11 protein-coding genes are annotated in these 14,990 nt (G+C 70.9%); 9 read left to right on the plus strand and 2 right to left on the minus strand.

Going from position 1 to position 14,990, the window contains the following annotated elements; translation table 11 throughout:
• Positions 1-178 precede the first annotated feature (178 nt).
• From xylB to IEY89_RS25090, 8 genes are all read left to right on the plus strand, one after another.
• Positions 179-1,624: a xylulokinase gene (gene xylB, locus IEY89_RS25055; protein ID WP_189149743.1), complete on the plus strand. Its 1,446-nt coding sequence runs from the start codon at positions 179-181 to the stop codon at positions 1,622-1,624.
• 127 nt (positions 1,625-1,751) lie between these two features.
• The gene (locus IEY89_RS25060) at positions 1,752-2,960 is read left to right on the plus strand and encodes an ROK family transcriptional regulator (RefSeq protein ID WP_189149744.1); all 1,209 of its coding nucleotides are present in this window, start codon (positions 1,752-1,754) and stop codon (positions 2,958-2,960) included.
• A gap of 290 nt (positions 2,961-3,250) precedes the next feature.
• Entirely contained in the window at positions 3,251-3,850 is a 600-nt protein-coding gene (locus tag IEY89_RS25065) for an N-acetylmuramoyl-L-alanine amidase (protein ID WP_189149745.1), read from the plus strand.
• Positions 3,851-3,957: 107 nt separating this feature from the next.
• Entirely contained in the window at positions 3,958-5,238 is a 1,281-nt protein-coding gene (locus IEY89_RS25070) for a GAF domain-containing protein (protein WP_189149746.1), read from the plus strand.
• A gap of 238 nt (positions 5,239-5,476) precedes the next feature.
• Positions 5,477-7,000: an acetaldehyde dehydrogenase ExaC gene (gene exaC, locus IEY89_RS25075; RefSeq protein ID WP_189149747.1), complete on the plus strand. Its 1,524-nt coding sequence runs from the start codon at positions 5,477-5,479 to the stop codon at positions 6,998-7,000.
• A 712-nt stretch (positions 7,001-7,712) separates the two neighbouring features.
• On the plus strand, positions 7,713-8,948 hold the full coding sequence (locus IEY89_RS25080) for a Clp protease N-terminal domain-containing protein (RefSeq protein WP_189149748.1): 1,236 nt from the start codon (positions 7,713-7,715) through the stop codon (positions 8,946-8,948).
• An 85-nt stretch (positions 8,949-9,033) separates the two neighbouring features.
• A complete protein-coding gene (locus IEY89_RS25085) occupies positions 9,034-10,527 on the plus strand; it encodes a sensor histidine kinase (RefSeq protein WP_189149749.1) in 1,494 nt (497 codons plus the stop codon).
• A gap of 4 nt (positions 10,528-10,531) precedes the next feature.
• Positions 10,532-11,185 carry a response regulator gene (locus tag IEY89_RS25090; RefSeq protein WP_189149750.1) on the plus strand — a complete coding sequence of 218 codons (654 nt, stop codon included), beginning with the start codon at positions 10,532-10,534 and terminating at the stop codon, positions 11,183-11,185.
• 104 nt (positions 11,186-11,289) lie between these two features.
• Here the strand turns inward: IEY89_RS25090 and IEY89_RS25095 are convergent, their stop codons facing one another.
• Together IEY89_RS25095 and IEY89_RS25100 are read right to left on the minus strand one after the other, a co-directional pair.
• Positions 11,290-11,469 carry a hypothetical protein gene (locus tag IEY89_RS25095; protein ID WP_189149751.1) on the minus strand — a complete coding sequence of 60 codons (180 nt, stop codon included), beginning with the start codon at positions 11,467-11,469 and terminating at the stop codon, positions 11,290-11,292.
• 415 nt (positions 11,470-11,884) lie between these two features.
• Positions 11,885-13,624 (minus strand): pyruvate dehydrogenase, encoded by a 1,740-nt coding sequence (locus tag IEY89_RS25100; RefSeq protein WP_189149752.1) that lies wholly within the window; start codon positions 13,622-13,624, stop codon positions 11,885-11,887.
• 384 nt (positions 13,625-14,008) lie between these two features.
• Here IEY89_RS25100 and IEY89_RS25105 point away from each other — a divergent pair, with 384 nt between their 5' ends.
• Complete coding sequence (locus tag IEY89_RS25105) at positions 14,009-14,944, plus strand: metal ABC transporter solute-binding protein, Zn/Mn family (RefSeq protein ID WP_189149753.1); 936 nt, start codon at positions 14,009-14,011, stop codon at positions 14,942-14,944.
• Positions 14,945-14,990: the final 46 nt, after the last annotated feature.

The raw sequence follows: 14,990 nt of genomic DNA on the forward strand, positions 1-14,990 counted from the left end.
CTATTTCGTCATGGCGGTTTACAAATTAGTATGCGGAAGCATCTCTGGGAAGAGACAACGTGTCCCTGAAACGTTTCCCTGAGCAGAGACTGAGGGTGAGGACGGGTCGCCGCGACCCGGACAGGCACCGGAAACCACCAGGCCAGATCCCGCGGAGCCGCGGAAAAGGGAGAGCCCGATGTCAGCAGCCGAGGGTCCGCTCGTCGTCGGCGTGGACACGTCGACCCAGTCCACCAAGGCGCTGGTCGTCGACGCGGCCACCGGACAGGTCGTGGCGAGCGGACAAGCCGCGCACACCGTCACCACCGGGGCTGGCCGCGAGAGCGACCCCCGGCAGTGGTGGGACGCCCTGTGCGAGGCGCTGAGCCAATGCGGTGACGCGGCCCGCGAGGCCGCCGCCGTGTCGATCGGCGGCCAGCAGCACGGGCTCGTCACCCTGGACGCCCAGGGCGAGCCGATCCGGCCGGCGATGCTGTGGAACGACGTGCGCTCGGCGCCCCAGGCCCGCCGGCTGGTCGAGGAACTCGGCGGCGCGAAGGCCTGGGCGGAGCGCACCGGAAGCGTGCCGGGCGCCTCTTTCACGGTCACGAAGTGGGCCTGGCTGGCGGAGCACGAGCCGGAGACGGTTCGCGCCGTCAAGGCTGTACGGCTCCCCCACGACTACCTCACCGAGCGCCTCACGGGTCAGGGCACCACCGACCGCGGCGACGCCTCCGGCACGGGCTGGTGGGCGTCCGGGACGGAGGCGTACGACGCGGAGGTGCTCGCTCACGTGGGGCTGGACGCCACGCTGCTGCCCCGGGTGGTCCGGCCTGGTGAGGTCGCCGGAACCGTCCGTGACGGCCATGACCTGCCATTCTCCAAGGGCACCCTGGTCGCCGCGGGCACCGGGGACAACGCCGCCGCCGCGCTGGGCCTCGGACTCCGCCCCGGCACTCCGGTACTGAGCCTTGGCACTTCGGGCACGGTGTACGCGGTCTCGACGCACCGGCCCGCCGATCCGACCGGCACCGTCGCGGGCTTCGCCGACGCACGCGGCGACTGGCTGCCGCTGGCCTGCACCCTCAACTGCACCCTCGCTGTCGACCGCGTCGCGGCTCTGCTCGGCCTGGACCGCGAGGCCGTCGAACCCGGTACGTCCGTCACCCTGCTGCCCTACCTGGACGGCGAGCGCACCCCGAACCTGCCGGGCGCCTCGGGGCTGCTGCACGGGCTGCGCCACGACACGACCGGCGGACAACTGCTCCAGGCCGCGTACGACGGGGCCGTGCACTCACTGCTCGGCGCCCTCGATCTGGTGCTCGACGCGGACGCCGACCGCTCGGTGCCCCTGCTGCTGATCGGCGGCGGCGCACGCGGCACGGCCTGGCAGGAGACCGTACGGCGGCTGTCCGGACGGCCCGTCCAGGTGCCCGAGGCCAAGGAACTGGTCGCGCTCGGCGCCGCGGCACAGGCGGCGGGCCTGCTGACCGGCGAGGACCCGGCCGCGGTGGCTCGGCGCTGGGAAACGGCCCGGGGCCCGGTCCTGGACGCGGTGGAGCGGGACCAGGCGGCGCTGGACCGGATCGCCGGGGTACTCTCCGACGCATCGCCGCTGCTGGAGCGGGGGACGGACGCCGGCTGACGGCTCCGAGGGACGGACACGAACCGACGGAGCCGAACCGGCTCCACCGAACGTCCGCTGAAGGACGCCGACGTGCGTCCGTCCACGGATGTCGGCTCACGGACACCCACTGAGGACTGACGGAGGCATGACCGCACCGCTGCACGAGGCCCGTCCGCCCGGCGCCGGCGCCCGCCTGCCCGACACTCAGCAGGGCATGCGCCGCCGCAACCTCGCGCGGGTGATGCACACCGTCAGCGCCGAGGGGCCGCTGTCCCGTGCCGGGGTCGCCTCACGCATCGGGCTGACCCGGGCGGCGGTGTCGACACTCGTGGACGAGTTGGTCCGCTCGGGGCTGCTCGAAGAGCTGGGCCCCGAGCGGCCCGGCCGGGTCGGGCGCCCCGGGTCGGCGCTGGCCGTGAGCGGGCGTGGTCCGGCCGGGATCGGCGCGGAGGTCGGTGTCGACCACCTCGCGGTCTGCGCGGTCGATCTGCGGGGCGCGGTGCGGGCGCGCGCCGTGCGCCACCACGCCAACCGCGGGCGCTCCCCCGAACCGGTGATCGAGGAACTGACCGGATTGGTTCGGGAGGTGATCGCCGAGGTGGAGCGTGAGGGGCTGTGGCCGGCCGGCCTCACGGTCGCCGTGCCGGGGCTCGTGGCCCGCGACGGGCGCACGGTCGTCCGCGCCCCCAACCTCGACTGGAACGCCACGGATCTCGGGGCACTGCTCCCCACCGGATTCCCGCTGACCGTGGACAACGAGGCCAACCTCGGCGCGCTGGCGGAACTCTGGCTCGGAGACGGCACTCCGCCCGACTTCCTGCACGTGTCGGCCGAGATCGGTATCGGCGCGGCGGTGGTCGTGGACGGGCGGCTGTTGCGAGGAACGAGAGGGTTCGCTGGCGAGTTGGGGCATGTGCCGGTCCATCCGGACGGGCCGGAGTGCGCGTGCGGCGGGCGCGGGTGCCTGGAGCAGTACGCGGGTGAGGAGGCGGTTCTGCGGGCGGCGGGAGTCGAAGCAGGCGAGGACCGCGTCGGGCTCCTCGCAGAGCGCGCCGCCCAGGGCGACAGAGACGTACGCCGGGCCCTGGACGGGGCCGGCACGGCACTCGGCATCGCGCTGACCGGGGCGGTCAATCTGCTGGACCCCGAGATCGTCGTCCTGGGCGGTGCGCTGTCCGGGCTCGCGCCGTGGCTGCTGCCGTCGCTGGAGACGGAACTGGCCCGGCGTACGGCGGGACCCGCCTGTGCGGTGTCGGTGTCGCGGCTCGGACCCGAGGGCCCACTGCTGGGCGCCGCGCACTCGGTGGTGCGGGCGGTGCTGGACGATCCCGGGGCGGTGGCGGAACGGGGCTGAGCGGGCCCCGACCGGCTTCGATCCGCCGCACGGCGTGCCAGCGTCATCACCCGTTGGGGTGGCCGAGTTATCCACAATCACACGGTCATCCACCGAAATTCACGGGTCCTTCCTGCCCGACCGCGACGCGCCGTAGCGTGATCCACGTGAGGCGCGGCCCGTCATGGCGGTCGGCGGCACTCCAGCGCCGAGCCGAACCGTTCGCGGGCATCTGCATCCGCCTGGCACACGCATGCGTCTCACAACCAGTGGTCCCGAGTCCCGCGGCCCCTGTCGAAAGGATGTCACGCATGGAGCGGACCAGGTTGTTCCCCAGCAGACGGCGGCTGTTGAAGAGCTCCGCGCTCGGCGCCGGCAGTTACGCCCTGCTCCCCGCTCCCCGGGTCGGCGCCCAGCCCCGGTCCCTCGACTACCCGCTCGCCACGTGGGAACCGGCGACCACCGCCAACTACACGGTCTCCGCCCGCCCGATGACCCAGGTCCCCGATCTCGTCGTCCTCCATGTCACCCAGGCCTCCTACGCCAACACCCTGGCCGTCTTCCAGCACCCACGGAAGAAGGTGTCCGCGCACTACGTCGTACGGTCCGATGACGGACACGTGGCGCAGTGCGTGCGGGAGCACGACATCGCCTGGCACGCGGGCGACTGGAACCACAACCTCCGCAGCATCGGCATCGAACACGAAGGTTGGGTGGACCGCCCGGGCTATTTCACGGACGCCCTGTACGAGCAGTCCGCGAGACTCACCGCGACGATCTGCACGCGCTACGGCATACCGAAGGACCGTACGCACATCATCGGGCACTACGAGGTTCCCGGTACCGATCACACCGATCCCGGACCGAACTGGGACTGGACGCGCTATATACGCCTCGTCAACGCCACCTGAGCGAAACGGTGGTGCGGTCGACCGGGTCCACCGGCGTCGAAACGGTTGTCCGCGTCCCTCCCCCGAGTGACGATGTCACCAGCCGCATCACCTTCCGGGAGGCCCAGTTGACCGATCCATGGGTGGCCCTGGAACAGGGAGCCGACCCCGTCGAACGGGGACGGGTGCTGCGTCGCGCGCACGAGACGTTCACCGAGGCGGGGACGGTGACACTGCCGGTGCGTTCCGTGGTGGCGGACTCCTGGAGACGTTCCGCCCGGGCAGGCGTGGGGCCGGACGGCACGGCGAGCGTGGAGCTGGTGGACGGCGACCTCGGCGCCTACCGTGCGGAGCATCCGCTGGCCCGGGTGATGCCCCTGTTCCGTGAACTCATGGGCACCTTCGCCGCCGACGGCGAGCATCTGCTCGCGGTGTGCGACGCGCAGGGAAGGCTGTTGTGGGTCGAGGGGCATCCGGCCACCAGACGGCAGGCGGGGCGGATCAACTTCGTACCGGGGGCGCGTTGGGCGGAGTCGGCGGTCGGCACGAACGCGCCGGGTACGGCGGTCGCCGTGGACCGGCCGGTGCAGGTGTTCGCGGCCGAGCACTTCATCCGGCAGGTGCAGCCGTGGACGTGCGCGGCGGCTCCGGTGCACGACCCTCGCACGGGACGGGTACTGGGTGCCGTGGACATCACCGGCCGGGACGGGCTCGCGCATCCGCACAGCCTCGGATTCGTGCAGGCGGTGGCGCGGGCCGCCGAGTCCCAGCTGGCGCTGCTCGCCCCGGCCGGCCCCGCAGCGGGCGCGCTCGAACTGACCGCGCTGGGCCGTGACGAGGCCCATCTGCTGTCCGCCGGGCGCACGTTGCGGCTCAGTCGTCGGCACAGCGAACTCCTCGTTCTGCTCGCCCGCCATCCGGAAGGGCTGACCGGGGACGAGTTGCTGTGCGCCCTGTACGAGGACGAGTCGGTGACACCGGTGACGCTGCGCGCCGAACTGGCCCGGCTGCGCCGTGTCCTGGCGCCGGGGTTGCTGGCGTCGCGCCCCTACCGGCTGACGGTGCAGGTCGAGTCGGACATCGCCGTCGTGGAGCGCGCGCTCGAGACCGGGGCGGTCACGACGGCGATGCGGGCGTATGCCGGTCCGCTGCTGCCCGGTTCCCGTGCTCCGGCGGTGGCCCGACTGCGGCGCAGGCTCGCCGACGGCCTGCGCACCGCGCTGGTCGCCCGCCGCGACCCGGACCTGCTGGCCGACTGGGCCCACGCGCCGTGGGGCGAGGACGACCTCGACCTATGGCGTGCGCTCGCGGCGGTGCGACCGACGGCGGCAGTACGGGCCCGCCTCAACGAGCTGGAGTCGGAACAGGCGGCGCCTCGGGGTTGGGCACACCAGGCCGCGCGGCGCTGACGGAACGCCGGCGCCGGAACTCGGGGGGAGGTCCCATGGCAGACGCGGGTGCCTGACACCTGTCGCCCCACGCTGCGGCACCCTCGTACACATCACGCTTCACGCGCCCGTGCCTGATCCCGCACGCACACCTCACCCCCCGGCGTCGGTGCGCAACCTGTCTGCAACCTCGGCGCTTCTAGCCTCACGGCGAGAGCGGCCCAACGGCGGGCGGCTCTGCTGAAGGAGGCAGGCCAGCATGACCCGTTACGCGGCGCCCGGTACCGACGGCGCGATCGTCTCCTACCAGGCGCGCTACGACCACTTCATCGGCGGCGAGTACGTGCCGCCGGCCCAGGGGCAGTACTTCGAGAACCCGAGTCCGGTGAACGGGCAGCCGTTCACGGAGATCGCGCGGGGCACCGCCGAGGATGTGGAGCTCGCGCTCGACGCGGCGCACGCGGCGGCGCCGGCGTGGGGCCGTACGTCGGTGACCCAGCGGTCCGACATCCTGCTGAAGATCGCCGACCGGATGGAGGCGAACCTCGAAGCACTGGCGGTCGCCGAGACCTGGGAGAACGGCAAGCCGGTTCGGGAGACGCTCGCCGCCGACATCCCGCTCGCCATCGACCACTTCCGCTACTTCGCGGGCGCGATCCGTGCGCAGGAGGGGTCGCTCGGCGAGCTCGACGACGACACGGTGGCGTATCACTTCCATGAGCCGCTCGGTGTGGTCGCACAGATCATTCCGTGGAACTTCCCCATTCTGATGGCCGTCTGGAAGCTGGCTCCCGCACTCGCGGCGGGCAACGCGGTCGTGATCAAGCCCGCCGAGCAGACGCCGGCGTCCCTCCACTACTGGATGAGCCTGATCTCGGATCTGCTTCCGGCGGGTGTGGTGAACATCGTCAACGGCTTCGGGGTGGAGGCGGGCAAGCCGCTCGCGTCCAGTGCGCGGGTGGCGAAGGTGGCGTTCACGGGTGAGACCACGACGGGGCGGCTGATCATGCAGTACGCCTCGGAAAACATCAAACCGGTCACGCTGGAGCTGGGCGGCAAGTCGCCGAACATCTTCTTCGACGACGTGTGGGCGGCGGACGACGACTTCCGCGACAAGGCGCTCGAAGGCTTCACCATGTTCGCGCTCAACCAGGGCGAGGTGTGCACCTGCCCGTCCCGTGCGCTGGTCCAGCGCGGCAACTACGCCGACTTCCTCCAGGCCGCGGTCGCCCGCACCGAGCTCATCAAGCCGGGTCACCCGCTCGACACGGACACCATGATCGGCGCGCAGGCCTCCAACGACCAGTTGGAGAAGATCCTCTCCTATCTGGACATCGGCCGGCAGGAGGGCGCCCGGATCCTCACGGGTGGCGAACGCATCGAGTACGACGGTGAGTTGAAGGGCGGCTACTACGTCCAGCCGACCATCTTCGAGGGTGACAACCGGATGCGGATCTTCCAGGAGGAGATCTTCGGGCCCGTGGTGTCCGTTACCTCGTTCGACGACTTCGACGACGCCATCAAGACCGCCAACGACACGTTGTACGGTCTCGGGGCCGGTGTGTGGACCCGCGACATGAACACCGCGTACCGGGCGGGCCGCGCGATCCAGGCGGGCCGGGTGTGGACCAACTGCTACCACGCCTATCCGGCGCACGCGGCGTTCGGCGGCTACAAGCAGTCCGGGATCGGCCGTGAGACGCACAAGATGATGCTGGACCACTACCAGCAGACCAAGAATCTGCTGGTGAGCTATTCGCCGAAGAAGCTGGGCTTCTTCTAGACGTCCAGGAAAGGGCGCCTGACCAGGGAAGATACTGTCCGGGCGCCCCATGCTCTCCCCGAGGACCATGGAGATGCCGAGACGGCGGCTGTCGGCCCGCGTGTACGTCGAGTCGCGGTGACGACGGGGGTGAGCCGAAGGCGGACAGGCCCGGCAGCTCGTCGCGAGATCGACCGGGTCGTGGCCCAGGACCGCTGCGTCGTCGCGGCGGGCCGCCGGGACGCCCCGGGCTCGGACGATCGGGTTTCAGCCCCTTCGTCGACGTCTTCAGCGTCGCCCAGGGAAGCCGTCGGACCGGTCCTGGTCGGACCTCACCTCGGCGTAGCACAGCACTCGGAATCGACCGCGGATGTCCTGTACGGCACCCAGAGAGCCGCGCCTGGCCGCCGCCGCCAGGGAATCGAGCCGGGATGCCGCGACAGGCGTGCGCTGCCGCCGGGCAGCCCGCCTACCGCCATCCCGATGAAGACCAGGGTGATCAGCGGGCCGACGACCCGGAGCAGCAGGCACCCGGTCGGCCAACTGCCGCGGCCCGCGGGTCACCCGCTTCCGGTCCCTCTGAGACGGGGTGCGTCGCTGTTCCACAGCCGCTCAGCCGCTCAGTCGCTCTGCCGATCGGACCGGGAGTGTGGCCGATCGGCCGACGCGGTGTCGCCAGGGGTGCGCCTAGCGTCGTTCCTACCGAGACACCGCGCTTCGAGGGGGATGTTCGATGGATCAGCGAGGGACGACCGCAGCACAGGCCGGCGCCACGACCGTGGTCGGAGCAACCACAGAGTTCGAGCCGGACGTCATGGACCTGCTCGTGGAGGCACTGCGGCGTGCGGTCAGGCGCGAGTTGCCGGTCGTGGGGACGGACACTCTGCTGGGCGCGCTCGTGATGGGAGAAACCGACGCAGGTGCGGCGATCGCCCCGGGGATGCGGAAGGCCGGCTCGCTCAGCGGCTTGATCTCCGGCCGGGCGGGCGGCGGTTGGGTGAGCGACGACGAGGCGGACGGTGCGCCGGTGGCTGTCGGCGCGGAAGCCGATCGGGCGGAGGTCGACGCCGCGTGGGGTGAGACACGGTGGCGCTACGGCCTCGGTTCGCGCGGAGCGGCTTCGGAGAGTGGCCCCGTGCTGCCCGGGATGACCGGGGCGACGCGCGCGTGCCTGATGCTCGCACTCAGCTCGGCCCGCGCCGAGGGGAGCATCTCGGTGCGCTGCCGCCATGTGGCCCGTGCCCTGCTGGACCTGCCGGGCAGCAGGGCACGGGAAGCCCTGCTGCTGCAGAGGCTGGACCCGGCCGCCGCGGCGACCGCGCTCGACGGACTGGACGCCGGGGCTCCGGCGGAGACCGGGGGACCGGAATCCCGCGGTGTCACCCTTCTTCGCCGGGCCGGAACGCTGGGGAAGAGCGGCAACCCCCTGACACGCGCACTGATTTCGTGGACCTCAGGGACCCCCGTGAACGGCTCGCCGGTGCTGTTCGCGGTGTCGGTCGAGGCTGTGCGGCAAGCGGTACGGTGCGGGCGCGCGGCGGCGGAGCCGGTGGATCTCCTGCTGGGCATACTGGCCCTGGACCGGGCGCTGTCCGTCGCCGGACGCGCGCTGCCCGGGAGTCTGACGGCCGCCAACGCCGCTGCGGCCCTGATGCGTCGGCACGGCGTACGGCAGGATTTCCTGGTCCTTTCGGCTTCGGCGGTCCCGTCCCCCACTGTTCCCGACGGTGCTGGCAGCGACGTGCGGCTGTCCGCTGCCGCCGACCGGATCACGGCGGTCGCACAGTTGTCCGCCGCCGAGCACGGTTCACCCACGGTCGGTACGGTCCACCTGTTGTCCGCGCTGCTCGACGGGTCACCGACGGAGGCGGACGCCGGGGGTGATGGTGCGGTCGTACGGCTTCTGACCGCCGGTCAGGTCGACCTGGCCGCGTTGCGGGCAGAGTTGAGCCTCCGGCTGGGCGCATGACGCCCGGGGGCCGCCGCGTGGCGACCGCTGCCGCCACCGCTACCGTTCCTCCCGGCAGATCCACGGGGGCGGGGCAGGGGTGATCATGAGTCAGGTGGCCGGAGACGCACAACCGCCGCGCCCGTCCGTACGGCTGGGGCGCACGCTGGCCGGTGTGCCTGGGCGGGTGTGTCGCGAGGCAGCCCAGAGCTGGGCCGCGGTACGTGCCGCCGAGCGCCGTACGGTCGTCGTAGAGGCGCTGATCTCTGCGCTGGTGGCGGTCTTCTGCCTGTTGCCGCTGCTGCTCGCGCCCCCGGAACATCCTGTGTCGGCGGTGTTGGAGGGGGTGTGGGCGGCGCTGATCGTCTCCGCTCGGCGCGGTCGGCCGGTCGCCGCCGTGGTGGGTGCCTCTCTGCTGGTCGCGGGTGCCAACGTATGGACGCTGGCGGTGGTGCCGCTGATCGTGCTGTCCGCCACCCGTCGTATCGCGCCGCCCCGGCGTGTGTGGCAGGTCGTCGGGGTGGCCTGCGCCGCCGCCGTCGCGCTGACCGTCGCCTCCGCTCTGATCCATTCCGATGCACTGGCGTTCGAACTGGCCGACAACGCGGTCTCAGCGGTGCTGCTTCTCCTGTTTCCCGCCCTGGCCGGGACCCTGTTGGGGCGGCGGCGGCCCCTGGTCAGCCTGCTGCGGGAACGCAACGCCTATCTGGAACAGACCCGCACGATGACCGCCGAAGCCGCCCGAGCGGAGGAACGGAACCGGATCGCGGGAGAGATGCACGATCTCCTGGGCCACCGGCTGAGCCTGATCTCCGTGCACGCGGGGGCACTTGAGCTCGCCACCGCGCGACAGGCACCCACTCTCGTCGGACAGGCCGAGCTGCTGCGCACGACCGCCGGTACGGCCATGGGGGAACTGCGTGAAATCCTCGGTGTCCTGCGGCACGTGGACGTCACGGATCTGACTGACGGGACCGGGGACGGGAGGGGAACGCGGGAGGACATCACCGCTCTGGTGACGGAATCCCGGCAGACAGGCAGCACCGTCGAGCTGGACTGGTCCGTTCCCGACACCACCGAAGTGGGCCTCGCTACGCGTCAGGCGATCCACCGTCTGGTCCGCGAAGGGCTGACGAACGTACTGAAACACGCGTCCGGGGCGCCCACCGAAGTGAAGGTCGAGGGCACGGCCAGGGGAATCGAGGTGTCCGTCACCAACGAGGCACCGCGCGCGGCGGGCCGCTCCCAGGGAGGAAGCCACAGTGGACTGGCCGGCTGCCATGAACGGATCTCGTTGCTCGGCGGCACGTTCGCAGCGGGCGCCTTGACGAACGGCGGTTTCCGCATGGTGGCCTGGCTGCCCAACCACGGGAACAGACCCCTCGAATTCGCCCCGATCGACGGTGCCTCGACCAGGACCCCGCCGGGCAGGGCCCGTCATCCCTCCGGCGGTATCGGGCAGGAAGGGGCGCGCGCCCCGCTGTCGGACGAGATCCTGACCTGGCCGCGGGTCCTGGGATCGGGCTGCGTGGCACTGCTCGTGATCCTGCCGACGGTGGGCTTCCTCGTGGCACTGCTGACCCTGGCAGTCCTAAGATGAGCTGATGATCCGAGTCCTGATCGCCGACGACGAGGCACTGATGCGTGCGGGGATCCGGATGATCCTGGAGAACGCCGAGGACATCGAAGTGGTCGCCGAGGCGGGCGACGGTCGGGAAGCCGCCGCGGCATGCCGCGGCCAGGACATCGACGTCGCCCTTCTCGACATCCAGATGCCCTCCCGGGACGGAATCGCGGCCGCCGAGGACATCAGCCGGCTCTCGCCCCGCACCTGTGTCGTGATGCTGACGGCGTTCGGCGAGGAAGCGAGCGTGACGCGCGCCCTGCGGGCCGGGGCGAGCGGATTCCTCCTCAAGGACACCGGTCCCGTCGAGCTGATCCGCGCCGTGCAGCTCGCCGCGAGAGGTGAACCGGTCCTGGCACCCAGGATCACCCGGCAACTGCTGGAACGGCATGTGCGGTCCGGCCGGGACACCGAGGCGGCTCTGCGCAGGACCGAGGAGCTGACCCCGGCCGAACGGGATGTCCTGCGGCTGCTCGGCACGGGCCTGTCCAACGCGGAGATCGCCGATCAGCTGTATCTCAGCGCCGGCACGGTCAAGGCGCACATCAGCCGGATCCTCACCCGCACCGGCTGCGCCAACCGCGTACAGGCCGCCGTCCTCGCACACGACGCCGGTCTGCTCACCGATCGTTGAGCCGCCCCTCCGCGGTCCTGCGCGAGCGGACGGCGGAGTCTCAGAGTGGCGGAGTGGCGAAGCCAACGGGACCTCGGCAGCCGCCGAGTCGTCACCGGACGGGCCTACGGCCCCGGAGATGGCGGGTCGAGGGGTGTCCACATCTCGCATCGCCCGACCGCCATCGACCCGGATCCCCACGCCCCGGCGGACTCCGCGATCACGTGCTTGCCCACGCCGCCGCCCGGCTCGAACGCCTGGTGCGCGGCGGTGATGTCCGCGAGCGGATGGCTCGTGTCGACCACCGCGCTCAGCACACCCGCACGCGGTGACCCGCTCGGCCATCCCACTCAGCACGGCGGCATCGGGATCGACGCTGAAGGTACGGACGCGGCGAGCGCCCTAGACGCTCGATGCCGGGGCCACGCCCAGGGCGAGGGCCGAGAGGGACCGACGGTGGCCATCCGTCCCCCTTCGCCAGCCGCCCTTGGCAGGAGTACGAGGGGGGCGGACCCGACGACGAGCGCCTCCAACTGCCCGTCGGCCTGCTCAACACCCCTGACCTGGCTTCGGCTTCCGCCTCGCGGCGCACGGAGTCCGGATCGGCGTGAGACCAGCGCGGCATCCCGGTTCCCTGGTGCGAGATTTCTGCCGAGCAGCCCTGGACGGCCTGCGCCGGGTCCTGCCCGCACAGCTCGAAAGGGGGTGCACCGGGCAGGTTCAGGGCCTCGGCACGTTGCGCAGATTGGCCCTGGCCAGGTCGAGCATCTTGCCCACGCCCCCGTTGAGAACCGTCTTGCCTGCCGAGAAGGCGAAGCCCTTCACCTGTTCGCCGGAGATGTGCGGGGGGATCGACAGTGCGTTGGGGTCGGTGACCAGGTCCACCAGACACGGCCCGTCGTACGCCAGCGCCTCCCGCAGGCCTTCGCGGATCTGGCCGGGCTTCTCGATACGGATCGAGTGGATTCCGACCCCCGCGGCGATGGCGGCGTAGTCCACCGGCTCGTGGTCGGTCTCGTAGTCGGGCATGCCGTCGACCATCATCTCCAACTTGACCATGCCGAGGGAGGAGTTGTTGAAGACGATCGTCTTCACCGGCAGATTGTGCAGTTTGACGGTGAGCAACTCCCCCATGAGCATGCCGAGTCCGCCGTCGCCCGACATCGAGATCACCTGACGGCCGGGGTAGGCGAACTGGGCCCCGATGGCGTGCGGGAGAGCGTTGGCCATGGTGCCGTGCCGGAACGAACCGATCACGCGGCGGCGCCCGTTGGGCGTGAGGTAGCGGGCCGCCCACACGTTGCACATGCCGGTGTCGACGGTGAACACCGCGTCGTCGTCGGCAAGTTCGTCGAGGACCGACGCCGGGTACTCGGGATGGATCGGCACCTGGTGCTCGACGTCACGGGTGTACGCCGAGACCACGTTCTCCAGGGACTTGGCATGGTGGCGCAAGGTCCGGTCCAGGTACGAGCGGTCGCCCTTGGCCTCGACCAGCGGCAGCGCCGCGCGCAGCGTCTCCCCCACGTCGCCGTGCACGCCCAGCTCCAGCGCGGTCCGGCGTCCGATGCGCCCCGCGTCGTGGTCGATCTGCACGGTGTGGGCCTGCGGCAGGAAATCGTCGTACGGGAAGTCGGTGCCCAGCAGTACCACGAGGTCGGCCTCGTGCATCGCGTCATAGCAGGCGCCGTAGCCGAGCAGCCCGCTCATGCCCACGTCGAACGGATTGTCGTACTGGATCCACTCCTTGCCGCGCAGGGTGTGCCCGACCGGCGCGTGCACACGGCCGGCGAGTTCCATCACCTCGGTGTGCGCGTCCCGTACGCCGGCTCCGCAGAAGAGCATCACCTTCTCCGCAGCGTTGAGCTTCGCCGCGAGGTCCCGTACCTGCTCGGGCGGAGGTACGACCCGGCCGTGAGTGGTGACGAAGCTGCTCGTGCCGGTGGGGTTGGTGGCGGACGCGTGGGACAGGTCGCCGGGCATGACGAGCACCGAGACCCCGTTGTCGGAGAGCGCGCGCTGTACGGCGATCCGGACCATCCGCGGCATCTGCGACGGCTGGCTCACCATTTCGCAGTACCGGCTGCACTCGGTGAACAGCCGCTCCGGATGCGTCTCCTGGAAGAACCCGGTTCCGATCTGCTTGGACGGAATGTGCGAGGCGATCGCGAGCACCGGGGCGCCTGAGCGATTGGCGTCGTACAGCCCCTGGATCAGGTGGGTGTTGCCCGGACCGCAGCTGCCCGCGCACACCGCGAGCCGCCCGGTAAGCTGCGCCTCGGCCGCGGCGGCCAACGCCGCCGCCTCCTCGTTGCGCACATGGATCCACTCAATGCCGTCGGTACGCCGGATGGCGTCCACGACGGGATTGAGGCTGTCGCCGACGACGCCGTAGATGCGTTCCACCCCTGCTTGGCGCAGGACATCGATCAACTGCTGTGCCACGGTCGGATTACGCATCGCAGGCCTCCTTGAACGGGTTGCTCGGCAGTACTGGTTCCCACCCGCGCCGCCGGGCCCGGCCACCACGCAGGCGCAGCCGGAGGCGGTGCGGGTCAGGTCCGCCCTGGTACCCCGGTGCCCACCGTTGCACACCGTCGTCCTGAGACATGATCGCCACGAGGCGACCCGGACGCCGGTCGGACGCCGCCCCCTGCGTCAGATCAACAATTTGCCGGTGACCGACGCTCTGACCAGCGGAGCACCAGAACGCCGGGGTACCGGAGCGGCGCGTCAAGTGTTGGCAATGGTTTCCACATAGATCGGAATCGGCCACGTTTTTGATATTCATTTCCATCTACTGTGGCGCACACACCCTTGCTGACCCCCTGTCGTGGAGGATCCATGTCCCCGTCCCCGTCCCGGCATCTCGCCCTGATCACCGGCGCCTCGCTGGCCCTCCTGGCAGGGTGCGGCAGTTCGTCGGACTCCGGCGGTGACGGGAGCGGTGCGCAGGCGCCGGTCGGCTCGTCCAAGGTCGCCGTGGTCGCCTCCACCAACGTCTACGGCGACATCGTCGAGCAGATAGGCGGCGCGAAGGTCGACGTCACGTCGATCATCAGCGACCCCGACCAGGACCCGCACTCCTACGAGGCCAACACCCAGAACCAGCTGGCGCTGTCGAAGGCGAAGGTCGTCGTCGAGAACGGCGGCGGCTACGACGACTTCGTCGACCGGATGCTGAAGAGCGGCGGCTCCTCCGCCGAGGTCGTCAACGCGGTCAAGGTCTCCGGGAAGACCGCCCCGAAGGGCGGCGAGCTGAACGAGCACGTCTGGTACGACTTCCCCACCGTCGCGAAGATCGCCGACCGTATAGCCGCCGCGCTCGGCAAGGCCGATGCCGGCGACGCCGCCCTCTTCACCAGGAACGCCGAGGCCTTCAGGACGCAGCTCACGGCGCTGGAGGCGAAGGAAGCCCAGATCAAGAAGGCACACGCCGGTGAGGGCATCGCCATCACCGAACCCGTGCCGCTGTACCTGACCACCGCGAGCGGGCTGGTGAACAGGACGCCCGAGCAGTTCAGCGAGGCCATCGAGGAGGGCGACGACGTCTCCCCCCGGGTTCTGCAGGCCACGCTGGCGGTGTTCGGCGACAAGCAGGTCAAGGCGCTGGTCTACAACGAGCAGACCTCCGGCCCGCAGACCGAGAAGTCCAAGGCCGCGGCCGTGGCGGCCGGCATCCCCGTCGTACCGGTGACGGAGACCCTGCCCGCCGGCAAGAACTACCTCGGCTGGATGACCTCCAACGTCGACGCGCTCGCGAGCGCGCTCGCCAAGTGAGGCAGCCGGTCCCGGCCGCCGTACCCCGCGCCCGCCTGGGTGAGGC

This window comes from Streptomyces lacrimifluminis (assembly GCF_014646095.1).
Classification (GTDB): Bacteria; Actinomycetota; Actinomycetes; order Streptomycetales; family Streptomycetaceae; genus Streptomyces; species Streptomyces lacrimifluminis.